The sequence below is a fragment of the Dactylosporangium maewongense genome, from assembly GCF_039531485.1.
GTDB classification, from domain to species: Bacteria; Actinomycetota; Actinomycetes; order Mycobacteriales; family Micromonosporaceae; genus Dactylosporangium; species Dactylosporangium maewongense.
On the sequence record NZ_BAAAQD010000010.1, the window covers coordinates 100,331 to 121,021 of the forward strand.

At 71.8% G+C, this 20,691-nt stretch carries 13 protein-coding genes; 6 read left to right on the top strand and 7 right to left on the bottom strand.

Features of this window, described 5'->3' with window-relative positions:
• Positions 1-226: 226 nt before the first annotated feature.
• The gene (locus ABD332_RS25070) at positions 227-2,227 is read left to right on the top strand and encodes an endo-1,4-beta-xylanase (protein WP_344504538.1); all 2,001 of its coding nucleotides are present in this window, start codon (positions 227-229) and stop codon (positions 2,225-2,227) included.
• On the opposite strand, the gene ABD332_RS25075 is transcribed toward ABD332_RS25070, so the two are convergent.
• Positions 2,219-2,920: a polyamine aminopropyltransferase gene (locus ABD332_RS25075; RefSeq protein WP_344504539.1), complete on the bottom strand. Its 702-nt coding sequence runs from the start codon at positions 2,918-2,920 to the stop codon at positions 2,219-2,221. The two genes, ABD332_RS25070 and ABD332_RS25075, sit on opposite strands and share 9 nt — an antisense overlap.
• Positions 2,921-2,970: 50 nt before the next feature.
• Here ABD332_RS25075 and ABD332_RS25080 point away from each other — a divergent pair, with 50 nt between their 5' ends.
• Positions 2,971-3,201 (top strand): DivIVA domain-containing protein, encoded by a 231-nt coding sequence (locus ABD332_RS25080; protein ID WP_344504540.1) that lies wholly within the window; start codon positions 2,971-2,973, stop codon positions 3,199-3,201.
• A gap of 31 nt (positions 3,202-3,232) precedes the next feature.
• Here ABD332_RS25080 and ABD332_RS25085 read toward each other — a convergent pair whose 3' ends face one another.
• Together ABD332_RS25085 and ABD332_RS25090 are read right to left on the bottom strand one after the other, a co-directional pair.
• The gene (locus tag ABD332_RS25085; protein WP_344504541.1) at positions 3,233-4,378 is read right to left on the bottom strand and encodes a fatty acid desaturase family protein; all 1,146 of its coding nucleotides are present in this window, start codon (positions 4,376-4,378) and stop codon (positions 3,233-3,235) included.
• 129 nt (positions 4,379-4,507) lie between these two features.
• Entirely contained in the window at positions 4,508-5,563 is a 1,056-nt protein-coding gene (locus ABD332_RS25090) for a ferredoxin reductase (protein WP_344504542.1), read from the bottom strand.
• A 66-nt stretch (positions 5,564-5,629) separates the two neighbouring features.
• On the opposite strand from ABD332_RS25090, the gene ABD332_RS25095 reads away from it, so the two are divergent.
• Positions 5,630-6,829, top strand: coding sequence for a PucR family transcriptional regulator (locus ABD332_RS25095; protein ID WP_344504544.1), 1,200 nt, complete (start codon positions 5,630-5,632; stop codon positions 6,827-6,829).
• A 772-nt stretch (positions 6,830-7,601) separates the two neighbouring features.
• Here ABD332_RS25095 and ABD332_RS25100 read toward each other — a convergent pair.
• A complete protein-coding gene (locus tag ABD332_RS25100; protein ID WP_344504545.1) occupies positions 7,602-8,651 on the bottom strand; it encodes a pectinesterase family protein in 1,050 nt (349 codons plus the stop codon).
• Between the two features lie 194 nt (positions 8,652-8,845).
• Between ABD332_RS25100 and bdeA the strand changes: the two genes are divergently transcribed.
• On the top strand, positions 8,846-9,715 hold the full coding sequence (gene bdeA / locus ABD332_RS25105; protein ID WP_344504546.1) for a bis(hydroxyethyl) terephthalate hydrolase: 870 nt from the start codon (positions 8,846-8,848) through the stop codon (positions 9,713-9,715).
• 82 nt (positions 9,716-9,797) lie between these two features.
• On the opposite strand, the gene ABD332_RS25110 is transcribed toward bdeA, so the two are convergent.
• Both ABD332_RS25110 and ABD332_RS25115 read right to left on the bottom strand, forming a co-directional pair.
• Positions 9,798-11,219 carry a ricin-type beta-trefoil lectin domain protein gene (locus ABD332_RS25110; RefSeq protein WP_344504547.1) on the bottom strand — a complete coding sequence of 474 codons (1,422 nt, stop codon included), beginning with the start codon at positions 11,217-11,219 and terminating at the stop codon, positions 9,798-9,800.
• 116 nt (positions 11,220-11,335) lie between these two features.
• Positions 11,336-12,763, bottom strand: coding sequence for a diguanylate cyclase domain-containing protein (locus tag ABD332_RS25115; RefSeq protein WP_344504548.1), 1,428 nt, complete (start codon positions 12,761-12,763; stop codon positions 11,336-11,338).
• A 150-nt stretch (positions 12,764-12,913) separates the two neighbouring features.
• Here ABD332_RS25115 and ABD332_RS25120 point away from each other — a divergent pair, with 150 nt between their 5' ends.
• Entirely contained in the window at positions 12,914-15,286 is a 2,373-nt protein-coding gene (locus ABD332_RS25120) for a diguanylate cyclase domain-containing protein (RefSeq protein ID WP_344504549.1), read from the top strand.
• A 1,184-nt stretch (positions 15,287-16,470) separates the two neighbouring features.
• A complete protein-coding gene (locus tag ABD332_RS25125) occupies positions 16,471-19,128 on the top strand; it encodes a discoidin domain-containing protein (protein ID WP_344504550.1) in 2,658 nt (885 codons plus the stop codon).
• A 96-nt stretch (positions 19,129-19,224) separates the two neighbouring features.
• Here ABD332_RS25125 and ABD332_RS25130 read toward each other — a convergent pair whose 3' ends face one another.
• Positions 19,225-20,412: a polysaccharide lyase family 7 protein gene (locus ABD332_RS25130; protein ID WP_344504551.1), complete on the bottom strand. Its 1,188-nt coding sequence runs from the start codon at positions 20,410-20,412 to the stop codon at positions 19,225-19,227.
• Positions 20,413-20,691 lie beyond the last annotated feature (279 nt).

The window sequence follows — 20,691 nt, forward strand, 5'->3', positions numbered from 1 at the left end:
GGGACATCGACCCGTGCTGTCGTGAGCGGCCAGCGAAGCGGCTCGGGCCGCTCACCGGTGTTGCAGGTGTGGCTCAGGCCGGCGCCGGAGCGTAGCGGAGGTGACGGCATGAGCGGCCAGCGGAGCGGCTCGGGCCGCTCACCGGTGTTGCAGGTGTGGCTCAGGCAGGCGCCGGAGCGTAGCGGAGGCGACGGCGTGAGCGCCGCCGATGAAGGAGGCGACAGGCATGAGGCAACGACGGGTGCGCGCCGCGGGGATCGCGGCCGCCGTGGTGGCACTGGTGGCCGGTGGGGTGAGCGTGCTGCCCGCGCTCGCCGCGGCCGGGCCGACCCTGGCCCAGGTGGCCACGGCGCGCGGGTTCTCGATCGGGACGGCCGCCGGGGTCAAGACCCTCGCGTCCAGCCAGTGGCGGTACGTCGCCGACACGCAGTTCAACTCGGTGACGATGGGCAACGAGGGCAAGTGGGACGCGACCGAGCCGGCGCAGGGCCAGTTCGACTTCGCGGCCGCCGACTTCATCGCCGACTACGCGCGCACGACCGGGAAGCGGCTGCGGGGGCACACGCTCGTCTGGCACAGCCAGCTGCCGGCGTGGGTGAGCACGGACCGTACCGCCGCGGAACAGCGCCAGGTGCTCCTCGACCACGTGACCGGGGTGGCCGGGCACTTCAAGAACAAGGTCGCCCAATGGGACGTCGTCAACGAGCCGTTCAACGAGGACGGCACGTTCCGCTCGTCCGTCTGGTACCAGCGGCTCGGTGAGGACTACATCGCCGACGCGCTCACCGCGGCGCGGGCGGCGGACCCGGCGGCGAAGCTGTACATCAACGACTACAACGTCGAGGGCGTCAACGCGAAGAGCACCGGCCTGTACAACCTCGTGCAGCGCCTCCAGGCCCGCGGTGTCCCGATCGACGGTGTCGGCCTGCAGGCGCACCTGATCGTCGGGCAGGTCCCGTCGACGCTGCGGCAGAACATCGAGCGGTTCACCGCGCTCGGCCTGAAGGTCGAGATCACGGAGCTCGACGTGCGGATCCCGTTGCCCGCCGACGCGTCGGAGCTCACCCAGCAGGCCGCGGACTACCGGGCGGTCGTCGGGGCGTGCGCCGCCGTCGCCGGGTGCACCGGGGTGACGACGTGGGGCGTCGGCGAGGCCGACTCGTGGGTGCCGGCGTTCTTCCCCGGGTACGGCGCCGCCCTTCTCTTCGACGAGCAGTGGCGGGCCCGGCCCGCGTACTCGGCGGTCGTCGAGGCGCTCGGCGGCACCCCGAGCGTGCCGGAGCCGCCGGCGACGCCGAGCCTGGTGACGGTCGCGTCGTGGCCGTTCGAGACGGGCCTGGCCGGCTGGGGTTCGCGCGGCAGTGAGGTGACGACGGCCAGCACCGCGGCCGCGCACGGCGGCACCGGCAGTGTCCTGTCGTCGGGGCGGACCGCGACGTGGCAGGGCCCGACCCGCCCGGTCCTGGACCTGCTCACCCCCGGCAAGCTGTACACGGTCTCCGCGTGGGCGCGCACCGCGTCCGGGTCCGGCACCGCCAGGCTCAGCATGCAGCGGCAGAACGGCACCGCCACCCGCTACGAGAACGTCAGCGCCAACACGGCGATCAGCACCACGTGGACCCGGCTCTCCGGCGACTACCTGTTCCTGCCGGGCGCGACGGCGCTGTCGGTGTACCTGGAGACGACGGACACGACCGGCGACCTGTACCTCGACGACGTCACCATCCAGACCGAGGGCACCCCGACGTCGGCGTCCGCGTCGGCCTCGCCGTCGGTCTCGGCCTCGGTGTCGCCGTCCGCGTCGAGGTCCCCGTCCGCTTCGGTCTCCCCGTCCGCGTCGAGGTCGCCGTCGAGGTCGCCGTCCGGGTCGCCGTCGGTGTCGCCCTCGTCGTCGGCGTCTTCCGGCGGTACCGGCTGCGCCGTGCACTACGCGAAGAACGACTGGGGCGGCGGGTTCGCCGGCGACGTCACGGTCACCAACACCGGCTCGACGGCCGTGACCGGGTGGACGCTGCGCTGGACGTTCGCCGGGAACCAGCAGGTGAGCCAGGCCTGGAGCACGGTCCTGACCCAGTCCGGCGCCGCGGTCACCGCCGTCAACGCCGCCTGGAACGGCACCATCCCCGCCGGGGCGTCGGCGAACTTCGGCTTCCTCGCCTCGTACACCGGCGGCAACACCGACCCGTCGGCGTTCACGCTCAACGGCACGGCGTGCACCCTACGGTGATCTGACCGCGGTGTAGACGGTGTTCGCCGACGTGCGGCGCAGCAGCGGGTTGTCGAACGTGACGACCGATGCCCGTACGTCGGCGAACACCGCGGACAGGGTGGCCGTGAACGCCTCGTCCGGCGGGTCGTCGGACCAGAGCCCGAAGACGCCGCCGGGCCGCAGGTGCCCGGCGAGGCGGCGCAGCCCGGCGACGGTGTAGAAGCCGCCGTTGCCGGGGTGCAGCAGGTGCCGCGGGGAGTGGTCGATGTCGACGAGGACGGCGTCCGCCGGGCCGTAGCCCGCGTCGCCGTCGGTCAGGGCGAAGAAGTCGCCGTGGACGAACCGGCAGCGCGGGTCCTCGGTCAGCGCCTTCGACAGGGGCAGCAGCCCCCGCCGGTGCCAGCCGATGACGGCGTCGAGGTAGTCGACGACCACCAGGGACCGGACCCGCTGGTCCTGGAGCACGGCGTGGGCGGTGTACCCGAGACCGAGCCCACCGACGACCACATCAAGGGGGCCGTCGGGCAGCGCCGCGAGGCCCAGCCGGGCCAGCTCGACCTCCGCGACCGTGAACAGGCTCGACATGAGGTACTCGTCGCCGAGCTTCACCTCGTGCACCTCGACGCCGAGCGACGGTTCCCGCCGCCGGCGCAGGCTGACCTCGCCGATGGGGGTCTGCTGCCAGTCGAGTTCCTCGAACCGCCGTGTCATCGACGCACCCTAGCGTGGCGCCGGCGGGTCCCGCGGCGCAGACTGGGAACATGAGCGAATTTCCGGTCATCTTCCGCGGCTACGACCGGGCCCGTGTCGACGCGTTCGTGGCGTCCACGACAGCGGCGCTGGAGTCCGGCGACCCGACCCGGCGGGCCGAGGCGGCGGCCGCGGCGAATGCCGTCAGCTTCCCGTCCGCCTCGTGGCGCGGCTACGACAAGGCCGCCGTCGACCACTACCTGCGCCGCATCGGCAAGGGCCGCCCGGACGACCGCGCGTAACGCCGCTCCGAGACGCTGTCAGGAGACGCTGTTAGGAGACGCTCACGGGCTCGCGGCGCCGCGTGGGCGCCGGCGGCTTCGGCGCGGTCCGCCGGTTCGGCAGTGCGAGCCGGAACACCTTCGCCCACGCGGAGGCGACCTGCTTCGGCAGCGGACCGCTGGTGTACGACAGGCCGTACCGCTGGAACAGGTCCTGGATCTTCGGGGCGATCTCCTGGTAGCGGTTGCTGGGCAGGTCCGGGAACAGGTGGTGCTCGATCTGGAACGACAGGTTGCCGGTCATGAGGTGCATCAGCCGCCCGCCGGAGATGTTCGCCGAGCCGAGCATCTGGCGCAGGTACCACTCGCCGCGGGTCTCGCCCTCGATCGACGACTTCTCGAACGTCTCGACGCCCTTCGGGAAGTGCCCGCACATGATGACGGAGTGCGTCCACAGGTTGCGGATCAGGTTCGCGACCGCGTTCGCCGCGATCGTGTGCAGGAACGACGGCCCCGACAGCAGCGGGTGCAGCACGTAGTCCTTCGCCACCTGGCGCCCGATCTTGCGCAGCACCTGCCGGACGCCGGCCCTGAACTGCGGGCTGCGACGGCGTTCCTTCGTCGACAGGTTCCGGCCGAGCTCCAGGTCGTACGCGGCGATGCCGTACTCGAAGAAGCACGCGTTGACGAAGTTCCACAGCGGCTGGCCCAGGTGGACCGGGTGCCACCGCTGGTCCTCGTCGACGCGCATGATCCCGTAGCCGAGGTCGTTGTCGCGGCCGATGACGTTCGTGTACGTGTGGTGCAGCTCGTTGTGGGAGTGTTTCCACTGCTCCGACGGTGACGCGTTGTCCCACTCCCACGTCGTCGAGTGGATCTTCGGGTCGCGCATCCAGTCCCACTGGCCGTGCATGACGTTGTGGCCGATCTCCATGTTCTCGAGGATCTTCGCCACCGACAGGCCGGCCGTGCCGACCAGCCACGCCGGCGGCAGGATCGAGAACAGCAGCACGCCGCGGCTGCCGAGCTCCAGCCAGCGCTGGACCTTGATGACCCGCCGGATGTACGCCGCGTCGCGCTGGCCCCGGCTGCTGATGACCTCGTCGCGGATCGCGTCGAGCTCGCGGCCGATCGCCTCGATGTCCTGCGGCGTCAGGTGGCCGACGGGGTTGACGGGCTTACGCTGCAACGTGGTCACGTTCGGCGGGGTCCTCTCAGCGGTGGGCCGGGGTGGAGTTCGTGATTCGGCCGGCGGGGTCGGCGGCGGTCTCGTGCTTCGGGGCCGGTGGTTCTTCTTGCTTCGGGCCGGTCGGGGTCGGCGCCGGTATCAGGCTTCGAGCCGGCAGGGGCCGGCGGCGGCGGAGATGCACGTCTGGACGAGGACGTTGTCGCCCTCGGTGGCGGTGGTGACCCGGCCGTCGCGCAGGTCCCTGACGGCGCCTTCGCGCAGCGGCAGCACGCAGCCGAAGCAGATGCCCATCCGGCAGCCGGACGGCATCAGGACCCCGGCGGCCTCGCCGGCCTCCAGCAGCGGCGTGCCGGGGCCGGCCTCGACGACCTTGCCGGACCGCTGGAACGTCACCGTGCCGCCGTCGCCGTCCGCGGCGACGATCGCGGGCCGGAACCGCTCGACGCGGAGCTCCCGCCGGCCCGTCCAGTGCCGGGTCAGCTCGTCGAGCATGTCGCTGGGGCCACAGGCCCACGTGTCGCGCTCCGCGAGGTCCGGGACGAGCGCCTCGAGGTCGGCGGGGGAGAGGCGGCCGTCGACGCGGGTGTGCCGCTCGACCAGCCTGACCCTGCCGTCGCGGGCGAGCCCCCGCAGCTCGTCGCCGAAGAGGACGTCGTGTCGTGTCGGCGCGGAGTGTACGAGTACCGCATCCGCCAGCCGGGTGGAGCGCAACATGCCCATCACCGGGGTGAGACCGCTGCCGGCCGTGACGAACAGGACCTTCGCCGCCGTGTCCGCGCCGGTGAACTCGCCGGTGGGGCGCTCCAGGCCGAGCAGCATGCCGGGGTGGGCACGGTCGATCAGGTGGCGGCTGACCGCACCGCCGGCGACCGCGGTCACCGTGACCGTCACCAGCCCGTCGGGCCGGTCGGGCGCGCTGGTCAGCGAGTACGCCCGCCACAGCCGCACCCCGTCGACGTCCACGCCGAGCCGCAGGTACTGCCCGGGCTCGTGCCGCCGCCAGCCGCGCCCCGGGCGCAGCGTGAGGGTGACCGCCCGCTCCGTCTCCCGGTGGACCGCGACGACCTTCGCCCGCAGCACGTCGGCGTTGCGCAGCGGCGCGATCACGTCGAGGTAGTCGGCCGGCACCAGCGGCGTCGTCAGGAGCTCGACGACCCGCCAGGCACCGGCGCGCAGGGCTTGAGCAGCGGCCATGGCTCCAGCATGAGGGGATGTTCAGGATAAAATCATGACCGGTCCGCGTGAATCGAGGCGTGATTCTTGTTCCCTGAAGACAAAACCAGCGCGCTCGGCGCCTTCCGGTTGCAGGCCGGCGTCACCGAGTCACTCCGCCACGCCCTGCCGGAGGTCGCCGGTCACGCCGTGGCCGCCATCGTCCAGGAGGTTCCCGCGTACGCGGGAGCCCTCACCGGCGAGATGGGCACGAAGATCGAGCTGGCGGTCCGCGCCGCGCTCGGCGGCTTCCTGAACCTCGCCTCCCGCAAGACCGGCCCCTCACCCATGGCCGCGTCCCTCGAGGGCGCGTACGCGCTCGGCCGGGGCGAGGCCCGCTCCGGCCGCAGCCTCGACGCGCTCCTCGCCGCCTACCGGGTCGGCGCCAGGGTCGCATGGCGGGAGCTCGCCGCCGTCACCGTCGGCGCCGGCATGGCGGCACCGGCCCTCGCACGCTTCGCCGAGCTGACCTTCGCCTACATCGACGAGCTGTCCGCGGCGAGCGTCACCGGCCACTCCGACGAGCTCGCGACCTCCGGCCGCGCCCGTCGCCGCGCCCTGGACCGCCTCGCGCAGAGCCTCCTGGTGGGCGAGCCCGCCCAGGCCGTCGCCGCGGCCGCGACCGCCGCCGAGGCCGCCGACTGGACCGCGCCGCAGACCCTGACCGCGGTCCTGCTCCCGGACAGCGGCATCCGCGCCGCCCGGCCCGTCGTCGACCTGCTCGACCCGCGGACCCTGCAGACCACCGTCGAGCACCTCCGCGACACGTCGGTCCTGCTCGTCCCCGACGCGCACGGCGCCGCCCGCGGCCACCTGCTGCGCCTCGTGGCCCCGCACGGCGCCGTCACCGGCCCGCCCGTGCCGTGGTCCCTGGCCCGCCACTCGTTCGAGCGCGCCGTCCGCGTGTCCCGGCTCTTCCCGGGCACCGCTCCCGTCGACACCGAGGAGCACCTGGTCGACCTCGTCGTCACCGCCGACCCCCGCGCTTTGGCCGACCTGCGCGAACAGGCCCTGGCCCCGCTCGCCGGCGAGCGCGAGTCCACCGTCACGAAGCTCGTCGAGACCCTGCGCAGCTGGCTGCTGCACCAGGGCCGCCGCGACGACGTGGCCGCCGACCTCTTCGTCCACCCGCAGACCGTCCGCTACCGCGTGGCCAAGCTCCGCGAGCTGTACGGCGACCGCCTCCGCGACCCCGAGTGGCTCCTCCTGCTGACCGTCGCCCTCGGCACCCCCACCGTCACCCCCTGAAACCCAGCCCCAGCACGCTTTTGCGCCACACTCACCAGCACGCACTACACTCGGTGGCCGGGCGGTGGACAGACTCGCTGTCCGATTTTTTTGCGTGCGTTACGGTGTGTTGAAAGCCGTGCGCCACCGCCGCCGCCCTTCGTTCCGTCCGTCGCAACCGCCCACGCCAGCCATCCCTCCCTGCCGGCGATTCGCAGCAACCCGGGTCGCGCGCGCCGTCACCGCGACGCTGCCACGCCCGCCCCGTCGAGTCCGCCAGCGCGGCAACTCTCGCTCGGGTGGCCGGGCCGCCCGCCCGACGTGCTCGCCAGAACGCCTCGACCGGATCTGACCTCGCGCGTGGCGTCGCGGAGGGGTCAGGTCGCCGACCGGTTTGAACTCGCCGTCGGAGCCGCCCCCGCGGGTGCTCGCCGCTTCTGGGGATCTCCACCTTGGTGTCCGGCATGCCGAACTCGGGCATGTGCTGGAACGCCAGCAGGGGGTCGTTGTCTTCTCGCCGCTGCTGGCCGCCTTGCGCTGCGGGTGTCGCCGCCCCGCGCTTGTCGTGCAGGCGGTGGAACGACGCGGCGTCGGGGCTGCCTTCCGGTTGGGTTGCCTTCCGTTCCGGACGCAGACGCTGGTCAATGCCCCTGTATGGGGCCTTTGTTCCATAGAAGGTGCGCGATCCACCTACGAGATGATCTTCAAAGTGCAGGTGGATCGCGCGACGTCTATGCGGGGCGGGGTGTTGACCAACGTCTGGGTCGGCAGGCAGGTGGGAGGGTGAGTCGGGTCAGTGTTGCGGGTGCCAGTCGCCGAGGTAGGTGTCGATGGTGGTGGCGGCGGCCTGGTCCGGGGTCAGCTGGGGGCGGTCGGCGGTGATCGCGGCGCCGGGGCCGCGGTTGTGGAACTCGGCGTAGCGGGCGTCGCGCCAGGACCAGGTGCCGAAGTCGGTCCACGGCGCGGCGGCGATGTGCGCGCCGAGGGTCGAGTCGCGGATGACGGTCTGGGCGACCGCGGCCGGGTCGTTGCTCGGGTGCCACGGGCGGCCCAGGAAGACCGTGCCGGCGGGGGCGTCGCTGGTCAGCTTGCTGTTGACGATCAGGAAGCCGAACGGGTTGGCGATCGACGTGCTCGCGGCGGTCACGTAGCCGTTGTTGGTGGTCGAGCCGCGGTTCAGGGAGCGGATCTCGCAGCGGTCGAAGACGGTGGTGGCGCGGCCGAAGATGAAGTCGACGTCGCCCTCGATGTAGCACTTGCGCAGGTAGACGCGGCTGATGGTGGCGGCGTCGGGGGTGTTGACGTACAGGGTGTCCTGGTTGCCGAGGAAGCGGACGTTGTCGAAGGCGACACGGTCGGCGCGGGTGAGGACGGCGACGGCCTGCTTCGATGTGATCTCGGGGTGGGCGGCCTCGTCGAAGTCGTTGGCGAAGGTCAGGTTGCGGGCGGAGAAGCCGGCGCCGGAGATGGTGACCGAGGCGCTGCCCGAGGTGCCCCACGTGCCGCCGTCCGGGCGGGGGGTGCCGTTGGCACGGTCGTCGACGATCACCACCTGGGTGGGGTCGGCGCCCTGGCCGCGCAGCACGATGTCGGGCTTGTCGGCAGGGATGATCACCTGGCCGCGGTAGACGCCGGGCCTGACCTTGATGGTGAACGGCCCGGGGTTCCCGGACGGCACGGCGTCCACGGCGGCCTGGATGCTGGTGTGGTCGCCCGAGCCGTCGGCGGCGACCGTCAGGTGCGGGCCCGGCCGCGCGCCGGCGGGTGACGCGGCGAGACCGGCGGTGGTGCTGCCGGCGACCGCGCCGAGCGCGGCGGTGAGCAGGGTTCGGCGGGAGGTCATCCATCGAGCTTTGCAAACGTTTGCTGCCCCTGGCAAGACCCGAAGCATTCAGGAATGCGCTTTCATAACGGGTTTTCATGAAGGGCGGGCGCCGTCATAGCGCCGGAGGATGGTCCGTCGCGGGATTACCCGCCGGTAGCGGAGTGGCTCCAGACTGGCCTGGCATTTATTGATGCCAATATGAGGAGCCCGCCATGCACCACCTCAGACGGCTCGCCCTGGTCGTCGTCGCGGCGCTCGCCGTGACGTTCGGCGGCGGCCAGGTCACGCCCGCGCTCGCGGCCAACCCGTACGAGCGCGGCCCCGCACCCACCGTCGCCTCCATCGAGGCCACCCGCGGGTCGTTCGCCATCGGCCAGACCACGGTGGCGCGCGGCAGCGTCACCGGGTTCGGCGGCGGCACCATCTACTACCCGACCAGCACGACCGCCGGCACCTTCGGCGCCGTCGCGATCTCACCCGGCTACACCGCGTCGCAGTCCAGCGTCGCCTGGCTCGGCCCGCGCCTCGCCTCGCAGGGCTTCGTCATCATCACCATCGACACCCTGTCCACCCTGGACCAGCCGGCCAGTCGCGGCCGCCAGCTGCTCGCCGCGCTGGACTACCTGACCGGCAGCAGCTCCGTGCGCACGCGCATCGACGCGAGCCGGCTCGGCGTCATGGGCCACTCCATGGGTGGCGGCGGCAGCCTCGCCGCGGCCACGACCCGGCCCGCGCTGCAGGCCGCCATCCCGCTCACACCCTGGAACACCACGAAGACCTGGTCGTCGGTGCAGGTCCCGACGCTCATCATCGGCGCCGAGAACGACAGCGTCGCGCCGGTCGCCTCGCACGCCGAGCCGTTCTACACGAGCCTGCCGGCGAGCCTCGACAAGGCGTACCTGGAGCTCAACAACGCCTCGCACTCGGCGCCCACGTCCAGCAACGTGACGGTCGCGAAGTACAGCATCTCCTGGCTCAAGCGGTTCGTCGACAACGACACCCGCTACGAGCAGTTCCTGTGCCCCAAGCCGTCCGGGTCGGCGATCGAGGAGTACCGCGACACCTGCCCGCACTCGGGCTGACGAATTCCGTCCGTCAGTACACAAGCAGGACCCGCCGGGAGGGGGGAAACATTCCCGGCGGGTCCGTCCTGTCACAGCACTTCTACGGCAGCGTCACCCGCTGCGCGTTGGTCCCGTTGCAGTCCCAGATCTGCATCTGGGTTCCGTCGGTGGTACTGCCCGACGGGTCGTCCAGGCAGCGCCCCGACTGCGGGTTGCGCAGCGCCTGGCTGGCGGACACGTACGTCCACTGCTGCGCCCCGGTGCCGTTGCAGTCCCACAGCTGGACCTTGGTGCCGTTGGCGGTGCCGCTGGCGCTGACGTCGAGGCACTTGCCCAGCGCGCGGACGGACCCGTCGCCGGGCAGGGTCCACTTCTGGGCGGCGGTGCCGTTGCACGTCCAGATCTGGACCTTGGTGCCGTTGGCGGTGGCGCCGGCGTTGACGTCCACGCACTTGCCCACGCCGGTGAGGGTGAGCGGCCCACCCGTACCGCCGCCGCCTCCGCCACTGGAGATCAGGAAGCGGTTGTTGGCGGTGTTCCAGTGCGTCGCCAGGTAGGACCCGGCGGGCGGGTTGGTGTTGAAGTAGTCGTTCTTGTTGCAGTCCAGACGGTTGTCCTGGGCCTGGTCGGTGCAGACGATCCGCATGACCGTGCCGGGGCCGTCGTTGTAGCACATGATGTCGTAGTCGTCGGTGCAGTGGCCGTACGCGGTGTGGTTCGGCGACGAGCTCATCACCGCGCCCATCGCGTGGGTCAGCTCGTGCGCGGCCGGACCCGCCGACCAGCAGCCCGAGTCGACCCGGCTGAACGAGGCGCCGGAGTTGTTGGCGTTGTCCTGCCCCGGCCGGTCGTCGAGCGTCACGTACGCGACGCCGCACAGCGCGGTGGCGTCCACGTACATCAGGTACTTGCGGTCGGTGCGGTTGAAGCCGAGGGCCTTGATCGCGTTGACCGAGTTGCCGAAGTCGCTGAGCGCGCTGTTGGCGATCGCGACGTTCGTGACCGTGATGTTGCAGCTGCTGTCGGTGACGAACCGGACGTGCCGGGTGCCGCCGGTCTGCGCGGCGGAGGCGCTGTAGATGTCGTCGACCTGGGAGGACCAGGTGCGGATCGACGCGAGGTACTGGTTGTAGCGGTCGGCGTTGCCGGAGCCGCGCACGTACAGGACCTGCACGCGGTTGCCGGACACGCCGTCGCCGTCGCAGACGACGCTGAGCGGGTTGACCGCGAGCCCCGTCAGCGGCGGCACCGACTTGGACACGTCGAGGCCCTGGAACGGCGCGTCGGGGCCGTGCGTGCAGGCGCCCGGCACGGCCTTGACCTCGAGCAGGCCGGCGCAGCGGCCGGTGCCGGCCTTGAACCCGCCGTAGACGAGACCCCGGGCGGGGTCGTCGGCGGGCATCTTGAACGTCGCGGTTTCGCCGGCGTCGGCGACCGCGGTGTGGGCTCCGAGCCCCGCCGCGACCAGCACGAGTGCGGCGGCGGCGAGCAGGAGGCGGTGCGGATGGATGGAACGTCTCATGACTACTCCCGGTGGCGGCCGGTTCGTGACATCGTGACATCGATGTCACAGGTTTGTAGCCAGTGTCGTCCTCACTATCACTTAGGTCAATATGTGCGGATCTCCAGACCGGGATCTCAGGAGGTCAGGGCCGCCGCGAGCCGCACCGTGCCGGTCTCGTCGCGGTGCGCGACGCGGCCCTTGCCGGCGGTCTTCGCCGCGTACATCGCGACGTCCGCGTCGTGCAGCAGCTCGTCGATCCCGGCGTGCCCGCGCCAGCCCGCGACCCCGATGCTCGCCTGCGGCAGCAGCGCCGCCCCGGCGGTGCCGGTCGCTCCCAGCACCGCGTTCGGGACCGGCTCCTGGATCGCCGCGAGGAGCCGGCCCGCGACGTGAACGGCGTCGCCGGCGGCGTCCATGCCGTCCAGCACCACCGCGAACTCGTCGCCGCCGAGCCGGGCGGCCGTGTCGGCGCCGCGGATGCCGTCGCGGAGCCGCTGCGCGACCGCGACCAGGAGCTGGTCGCCGGCCGCGTGCCCGTAGGTGTCGTTGACCTGCTTGAACCCGTCCAGGTCGATGAGCAGCACCGCGACCGGGCTGCCACGGCCGGCCCGGGCGAGGGCGTGGCCGAGGTGCTCGCGCAGCAGCGACCGGTTCGCCAGCCCCGTGAGGTTGTCGTGGAACGCCTGATAGTGCAGGTCGGCGGCGTGCTCGGCGTTGACCAGGCCGAGGGACGTCTGCGCGGCGAGGGCCGCGAGCGACGGGCGCACCTCGGCGGACCCGTTGCCGACCAGGAGGTCACCGAAGTGCTGCTTGTCGGAGCGCAGCGGGATCCGGACGCCGCCACCCTCCGCCGCCGGCGGCACCGGGCCGGTCAGGAGCTCCACCGGTACAGGACCGGCGGCGGTCACCACGAGGTCGTCGACGACGGTGACGGCCCACCCGCCGGGGATGCCGTCGAGCAGCTCGACCGCCGCCTCCGCGCTCAGTCGCAGGATCGTCTCCCGGTCCTGCGTGGTCGCGAGCGTCGAGCCGAGCCGGGCGAACACCCGCTCCCGCGCCGCGGCCCGCTCCTGGCGCCGGGTCGACTCCGCGACCGCCGCCGTGAACAGCGCGAGCGGCGGCACCCCGGGCGCCTGCTGGAGGAACTGCGCGACGTGCGACGGCTCCGTCAACGCCACCCCGGCGACCGCGGCGGCGAAGACGAGCACCGTGAACGCGAGCACGTGCCGCCACGTGCCGTACAGGCCGCGGAACGACACGAACACGAACAGCAGCCCCAGCGTCGCCACCCAGTCCCGCATGCCGAGACCGATCGCGAGCAGGGCGAGGGCCTCGAACGGGATCATCCACGCGGGGAACGTGCCCAGCCGGTACCGGCGCAACCACCACCCGGCGAGCGCGACCGCGGCCACGGCGGCGGCGACCCGCGCCGTGACCGGCCCGGTGCCGTGGCCCAGCACCCGGGGCAGCACGGTGACGAGGTTGAAGACTCCGAAGATCACGAAGAGCCAGCGGATCCGCCCGCCCAGCTGCTTCGGCGGCGCGAGCCGTCGGAGATTCATACCCCCGTCATCGGCAGATCCTCGGTCGACGTGAGCGGTGACGGACCGCTACCCTGTCCGCACGCGATACCGCTCAGCTCGGCACCACTCCGGCCGAACAAGACGTCGGCCGGGAAACACCGGCACAGGACGAGGCGGTGAGGTCAGGCGTTGGACGAGCCGGAGCGGCGCGCTGACACGCTGGCCGACGGTGTCCGTCGGCTGCTGCTGCTCTACGCCCCGCTCTTCGCCGTCGCCCTCGGCTGGGCCGTCGCCCGCGGGCTCGGGTTCGACGGCATGACGATCCTCGGATGGCTGCCCGGGGCCCTGTCCCTCGCGGTCGCCTCCTGGTTCCTGTTCCAGGCGTCCCGCCTTGACCGGCTCGCCCCCGCCGGCCGGCGCTTCTGGCGGCTCATGGGCATCGCCGCGCTGCTCATCGCGCCCGCCACGAAACCCCTGACCGAGGCGAGCCTCGGCGGCCGCAAGTCCGGGCCCGTCCTCGCCGGCGCCGTGCTGCTGCTCAGCATCGCGCTGCTGCTGGTGCTGTGGGGGCTGCTCCGGCTGCCGACCCGCAGCCGAAGTCGCGGCGACTGGCTGCGCCTCGGCCTCGACGCCGCGACCGTCCTGGTGTGCTCGGCGACGTTCCTGTGGCAGTTCGTGCTCGAACCGATCTCCGACGCCCGCGCCGACCTGCCGCGCGCACTGGGGCTGCTGGTGCTGAGCCTGCTGTGCCTGCTCGCCGTCCTCGCCGTCGTGAAGCTCATCCTCGTCGGCACCGACGCCGTCGACATGCTCGCGCTGCAGTCCCTCGCCGGCGTCGTCGTGCTCGGCGCGGTCGGGTCCGCGCTCGTGCCCGTGCTGCAGAACGACCGGCTCGCCGGCGTCTCCGACATCATCACCACCGCCGAGGGCACGATGGTCGGCCTCGCCGGGGTCGTGCAGCTGCGCCGCGTCCGGCCGGCGACCGTGGTCCGCCGGCGGCGCCGCCCGTACAGCATCCTGCCCTACTTCGCGGTCGTCGGCGTCTACCTGCTGCTCGTCGCGAACAGCGGCGACGGCCCCGTCCTCGCCGGCGCGGTCGCCGCGACCGCCACCGTCGTGCTGCGGCAACTGCTCGCGTTCCGGGACAACGACGCGCTGCTCGGCACGGTCCGCGAGCACCAGCGGCTCCTGCACGAGCAGGCGACCCACGACGCGCTCACCGGCCTGCCGAACCGGTCCCTGTTCAACGACACCCTCGACGCGGCCTTCCACGGCGCCGCGATCCTGGTCGACCTCGACGACTTCAAGACCGTCAACGACACCCTCGGCCACCACGTCGGCGACGGCCTGCTCGTCGAGGTCGGCCGCCGGCTGAGCGCCGCCGTGCGCCCCGGCGACCTCGTGGCCCGCCTCGGCGGCGACGAGTTCGCGGTCCTGCTGCCACTCGCCGACGAGGCCGCCGCCGGTGAGGTCGCCGAACGGATCCTGGCCGAGCTCGCCAACCCCGTCACAACACACGGCCACCTGCTGACCGTGAACGCCAGCGTCGGCGTCGCGCAGCGCCCCGCTTCCGACGACCCCCAGCTGCTGCTCCGCCACGCGGACATCGCCATGTACGCCGCGAAACAGGCCGGCAAGGGACGGTTCGCCCGGTACAGCCCGTCGCTGGCGGGCCTGCTCGCCACCCCGGCCCAGCGCGCCGACGAACTCCGCGCCGCGATCAACGCGGGCCGCGTCGAGCTCACCCACGAGCCGATCGCCCGCCTCACCGACGGCGCCGAGGTCGAACGCCGCCTCAGCGCCCGCTGGCCCTCCGTCGACGTCGCCGACCTGACCGTGCCCCTCGTCCGCTGGCTGCTCACCGAGGCGTGCCGCGTGACACCCCCGGGCCGCCCGTTCACCGTCGACGTGAGCCGCTCGGCGCTGCTCGCCCCCGGTTTCCCGCACGACGTCGCCGGCATCCTGGCCGCCGCGGCCGTCGCCCCCGCCAGCCTCACCCTGGCCGTGCCGGCCGCTCTCGCGGGCGAGGACGCCGGCGAGGGTACGGGGGTCCGCGGCGCGCTGCAGGAGCTCCGCGCGATCGGCGTCGGCCTGGCCCTGGACCACACCGGCACCGCACACGCCCGCCTCGACCTGCTGGTCTCGTTGCCGTTCACACGCCTGGTGCTGGACGCCGCCCTGTTCCCGACTGCTGGCCCAGTCCCCGCGACCGCTCCTTTCTCCCCGGACGGCCGCTTCGCTGCGAATGCCCCTTTCCCCGCGGACGGCCGCTTCGCTGCGAATGCCCCCTTTCCCGCAGACGTCCGCTTCGCCGCTGATGCTCCCTTTCGAGCAGATCACCCCTTTTCTCCGGGTAGCCCCTTCTCCGCGGACGACCTCGACCGCCGCCGCGATGCCCTCGTCGACGCCGTGGCCCGACTGGTCGCCGCAACGGGCGTAGAGACGGTGATCAGTGGCGTCAGCGACCCTGGCCAGGTGGCGCGCCTACGGCACCTCGGGTTCACGCTTGGCTCGGGCCCAGCCGTCACCGCGGTCGGCGACCTCCGCCTTTCGAGCCACTGACGCAGGCGCCTCGCGCCGGCGGTCGAGGCCATGCGGCGAGCGGAGGGGTACGCCCGTTGCGGCGGCCAGACGGGCCGCCGAAGCCACTCGGGCCCGGCCTGCACCACCCCCGAGCCCGGCCTGGCACTGCCGCGCCCGCCCGTGTCCGGAACCGCCGGCCTCGCCCGTGAACCGCCGGCCTCGCCCGTGTCCGGAGACTGCCGCGCCTGCCCGAGTCCGGCCAGCCTGCCCGCTGCCGCTGTCACCCGAGCCGCCGGCCTGAAACCACCCAGGTCACTGCCTCGAAGTCACCCACGCGCAGAGTCCGAGCCGACCGGGCCGCCGGCCTGAAATCGCTCAAGCCCGGCCCGAAGTCACCCGAGCCGCTGATCGAGGCCGCAGCTCGGGCTGCTGCCTCGGCGCCCTCCAAGGGCCGCCGACCCGCGGAACCTCCCGGCGCCTGCCGGAAGTCTCTTTGCGCCATTGATCCGGAGCTCTCCCGGCTGCTGACCCGACCACTCCGGAACCCTCCCGAGCCGCTGGTCCGACCGCGGGCCCGACCCGACCGCGGGCCCGACCCGACCGCGGGCCCGACCCGACCGCGGGCCCGACCCGACCGCGGGCCCGACCCGACCGCGGGCCCGACCGACCGTGGGGTCGCGATGTCGCGCGCGTGGCCCGCGCGGGCGTCGCGGGCGACCGGGCGGCTGGGTGGTGCGGGGGAGGCCTTGCTGCAAGCTGCTGCGACCACCCCATGGCGGAGGACGGCCGGAGGTTCTCGGTGGCGGCGTTCCTTCTTCAACACCGTAACGCATGCCTGCAAATCGTGACTACGGCGAGGAATGAGTCACGTGCGGAACGTAGCGGGCCAGTACAGGCGCCGCGAGCAGACGCAAACAGTCACCGGCAGTCACAAGAGAGCGCTCTCCAGTGATCGGCGCAGTGGGGGGAGGGTAATGGGCAGGTCGGAGGCATCACGCTTCGTACGGATCGAAAAATAAGTGGCGCGCGGGGTGGCTGACCTCTTGACAGGGCCGCTCGATCGGGCAACCCTCGTCCTTGGAGAGCGCTCTCCCACCCCGACTCCGGAGCCGCCGTTCACGGTCCCGGAGTGACACACCCCCCCCGGATGGCCGGACCGAGCACCACCGTACCCCTACGGTGGCGCTGCCGGCTGCCGCCCGCCCTGAAACCGGGAGCAATTGATGCTGACCGCCGCACGACCGGCGCGCCGCCGCCGCCGGAATCTGATCATCGCGTCCGCCGCCGCCATGCTCATGCTGGCGACGTACGCGGTGACCACGACCTTGACGGCCTCCGCGGCCGACACCCTCCTCTCGCAAGGCAAGACCGCGCTGTCGTCGTCCGACGAGAACGGCGGCACCCCCGCCTCCGCCGCGTTCGACGGCAACACGACCGGCACCCGCTGGTCGTCGGCCGCGTCCGACCCGCAGTGGCTGCGTGTCGACCTGGGCCAGACCGCGACGATCACGCAGATCAAGCTGTACTGGGAGACCGCGTACGCGACGGCGTTCAAGCTGCAGACCTCACCGGACGGCAACACCTGGACCGACATCAAGTCGGTGACCGGGGCGACCGGCGGAGCGCAGACCTACGACGTGACCGGCTCCGGCCGGTACGTGCGGATGTACGGCACCGCCCGCGCCACCGGCTACGGCTACTCGCTGTGGGAGTTCCAGGTCTACGGATCGTTCGGCGGCACCAACCCCGGCACCTGTAACACGACGGCGAACGCCGCGCAGGGCAAGCCCGCCACGGCGTCGAGCGCCGAGAACACGGGCGCCAACGCCGCCGGCGCGGCCGTGGACGGCAACACCGGCACCCGCTGGTCCAGCCAGTTCAGCGACCCGCAGTGGCTGGCCGTCGACCTCGGCAGCAGCCAGTCGATCTGCCAGGTGACGATCAACTGGGAGGCCGCGTACGGCAAGGACTTCCAGATCCAGACGTCGCCGGACGGCAGCACGTACACCACGATCAAGACCGTGACCGGCGGCACCGGCGGCATCCAGACCCTCGACGTGACCGGCACCGGTCGCTTCGTCCGGGTGTACGGCACCGCCCGCGCGACCGGCTACGGCTACTCGATCTGGGAGTTCATCGTCCGGACCGGCACCGGCCCGACGTCGAACACGCCGTCGCAGCCGACGTCCCCGTCCCCGTCGACGACCCCCTCGACGTCCACCGGCCCGATCCAGGGCGGCGGCGACCTCGGCGCCAACGTGATCGTCTTCGACCCGTCGCAGTCCAGCGCGACGATCCAGGCGAAGCTCGACCAGGTCTTCACGCAGCAGGAGACCGCGCAGTTCGGCCCCGGCCGCATCCAGTTCCTGTTCAAGCCCGGCACGTACAGCGGCCTCAACGCCCAGATCGGTTTCTACACCTCGATCAACGGCCTCGGCCAGAACCCGCAGGACGTCCGGATCAACGGTGACATCACCGTCGACGCCGGCTGGTTCGGGGGCAACGCGACGCAGAACTTCTGGCGCTCGGCGGAGAACCTGTCCGTGTACCCGGTCAACGGCATCGACCGGTGGGCCGTCGCGCAGGCCGCCCCGTTCCGCCGCATGGACATCCACGGCGGCATGACCCTCGCGTCGCCGAACTGCGGCTGGGCGTCCGGCGGCTACATCGCCGACTCCCGCGTCACGGGCAACATCAACCCCTGCTCGCAGCAGCAGTGGTTCACCCGTGACAGCACGATCGGCAGCTGGAACGGCTCGGTCTGGAACATGGTGTTCTCCGGCGTGCAGGGCGCCCCGGCGAACAGCTTCCCGAACCCGCCGTACACCACGATCAACCAGAGCCCGATCACACAGGAGAAGCCGTACCTGTACATGGACGCCTCCGGCGCGTACCGGGTGTTCGTGCCGTCGCTGCGCACCAACAGCAGCGGCGCCACCTGGATCAACGGCCAGACCCCGGGCACCTCGCTCGCGCTGACCCAGTTCTACGTCGCCAAGCCGGGCGTCACGGCCGCGACCCTCAACGCCGCCGTCGCGCAGGGCCTCAACCTGCTCTTCACCCCCGGCGTGTACCACCTGAACAGCACCGTCAACATCAACCGCGCCAACACCGTGGTCCTCGGCCTCGGGTACGCCACGATCGTCGCGGACAACGGCGCCCTGCCGATGGCCATCGGCGACGTCGACGGGGTCAAGATCGCCAGCCTGCTCTTCGACGCCGGCCCGACGAACTCCCCGGCGCTGCTGCAGGTCGGCCCGAACGGCGCCAGCGGCAACCACGCCACCGCCCCGAACCTCATCTCCGACGTGTTCCTGCGCGTCGGCGGCGCGGGCGCGGCCAAGGCGAGCGCGGCCCTGATCGTCAACAACAACAACACGATCATCGACCACATCTGGGCGTGGCGCGCGGACCACGGCGACGGCGCGGGCTGGACCTCCAACCCGTCCGACAACGGCCTCATCGTCAACGGCCAGAACGTCCTCGCCTACGGCCTGTTCGTCGAGCACTTCAACAAGTACAACGTGGTCTGGAACGGCAACGGCGGCCGCACGATCTTCTTCCAGAACGAGCTGCCGTACGACCCGCCGTCGGCCGCCGCCTGGTCCCACGACGGGATCGTCGGCTACGCCGCCTACAAGGTCGGCGCCAACGTCACCAGCCACGAGGGCTGGGGCATGGGCAGCTACTGCGTGTTCACCACGGACTCGTCGATCGCCGCCTACCACTCGTTCGAAGTGCCCAACACCCCGAACGTGAAGTTCCACAACATCATGACCGTGTCCCTGGGCAAGGGCTCCATCACCCACGTCATCAACGACACGGGCGCCCCCGCCCTCCCGTCCGCGGTGACCCCGTCCAACGTGATCAGCTACCCCTGATCACGACCTGATAGCAAGCAGGACCCGCACAGCACACCGAGGGCCGGTCTCCCGAACGGGGAGGCCGGCCCTCGGCCGTCGCGGCACGCCGGCAGATCAGGCGTGTGAGACGGTCAGGGCGTAGAACTTGACCTTCGCGCCGTTGGTGGTGCTGTCGGAGGAGGACTGGTTGTAGGAGCCGGCCTTGAAGTACATGCCGTACTGGTTGAACGACGACGGGATCGGGTAGCTGGTGGTGCTGCCGTTGACGGTCAGGTTGATCCGGTTGCCGCCGGAGATGGCGATGACGTAGGACCACTTGACGCCGAGCGGGACGTTGCCGACGAGGTGCAGGGTCTGGCCGCCGTCGGGGGAGTTCTCGGTGCCGAGGTAGATGTCGCCGTTGGGGCGGTAGTACAGCTCCAGCAGCGGCTTCGTCGACGGGCCGCCGGTGCCGAGGTGGACCTGGCCGACGCAGACGTTCTTCGTCACGTTCGGGATGCGCAGGGTCGCGCTCATGCGGTGCGACCCGGCGAGGCGCCAGTCCGCGGCGGTGCCGTTCGCGTTCATCTCGCGCAGCTCGGAGCGGGCGTAGTTGGAGTTCGGGGTGGTGACGCCCTTCTCCGGGGCCCAGAAGGTCATCGAGCCGTCGGTCTTGTCGGTGAAGAAGTACGCCGGGTTCGTGTACCCGTTCGGGCCGCGCAGCTGCGACGACGGGACGGTCGTGGGCGCGCCGGGGGAGCCGACGGGCAGCTGCAGCTGCCAGATCGACAGGTCGAAGTTGCCGCCGGGCGCGACCGCGGGGTTCAGGCCGCCGGAGGGCGGCGGCACGGTGCCGCCGGGCAGGGTCCACGTCTGGTTGGCGGCGCCGGTGCACGTCCAGATCTGCAGCCGGGTGCCGTTCGCCGAGCTCTGCCCGGTCGCGTCGAGGCACTTGCCGGAGCCGGCGTTGACCAGGGTGCCGTTCGAGGCGGTCCACTGCTGCGCCCCGGTGCCGTTGCAGTCGTACAGCTGGATGAGCGCGCCGTTCGCGGTCGACGCGGCGGTCACGTCGAGGCACTTGCCGAGCGCCTTGATGGTCGTGCCGTCGACGGTCCAGGTCTGGGCGGCGGTGCCGTTGCAGTCGTAGAGCTGGACCGCGGTGCCGTTGGCGGGGCTTGCCGCGGCCACGTCCACGCACTTGCCGCCGAGCCCCGTGATGGGTCCCGCGGTGGCGGCGTTGGCGTCGGTACCGCCGAGCGTCACGGCGAGAACCGCGGTGGTCGCCACCAGGAGGGCTGCGCCGGCGAGGGTGGGTCTGTTCATGGGGGTGTCCCTTGCGGAAGCGGGGATGGGGATTAGGCAAAGTGGTTAACAATAAACACTCCTATCAATGCCTTGTCAATGAACCGGTGTCGCGCATGTTGACGAACCGTCAGCCATCTGAAATCTTGGATGCCCAGCGACGCAAGAAATTTGCATAACCCGTCAAGATTTTGTGCGCCGCTGTGCAAGCCGCGTAGCAGTCGACCGCCACCGCCTGCTCCGTACACCTCACCGTCCGTCCCCGCCGCCGCGACCAGACAAGCTCCGACAGCCCGCTGG

Coding starts and splice junctions, on each gene's coding strand:
- bdeA (WP_344504546.1), top strand. CDS start 8,846: ATGCACCACCTCAGACGGCTCGCCCTGGTCGTCGTCGCGGCGCTCGCC.
- ABD332_RS25075 (WP_344504539.1), bottom strand. CDS start 2,920: ATGACACGGCGGTTCGAGGAACTCGACTGGCAGCAGACCCCCATCGGC.
- ABD332_RS25070 (WP_344504538.1), top strand. CDS start 227: ATGAGGCAACGACGGGTGCGCGCCGCGGGGATCGCGGCCGCCGTGGTG.
- ABD332_RS25100 (WP_344504545.1), bottom strand. CDS start 8,651: ATGACCTCCCGCCGAACCCTGCTCACCGCCGCGCTCGGCGCGGTCGCC.
- ABD332_RS25130 (WP_344504551.1), bottom strand. CDS start 20,412: ATGAACAGACCCACCCTCGCCGGCGCAGCCCTCCTGGTGGCGACCACC.
- ABD332_RS25110 (WP_344504547.1), bottom strand. CDS start 11,219: ATGAGACGTTCCATCCATCCGCACCGCCTCCTGCTCGCCGCCGCCGCA.
- ABD332_RS25080 (WP_344504540.1), top strand. CDS start 2,971: ATGAGCGAATTTCCGGTCATCTTCCGCGGCTACGACCGGGCCCGTGTC.
- ABD332_RS25125 (WP_344504550.1), top strand. CDS start 16,471: ATGCTGACCGCCGCACGACCGGCGCGCCGCCGCCGCCGGAATCTGATC.
- ABD332_RS25115 (WP_344504548.1), bottom strand. CDS start 12,763: ATGAATCTCCGACGGCTCGCGCCGCCGAAGCAGCTGGGCGGGCGGATC.
- ABD332_RS25090 (WP_344504542.1), bottom strand. CDS start 5,563: ATGGCCGCTGCTCAAGCCCTGCGCGCCGGTGCCTGGCGGGTCGTCGAG.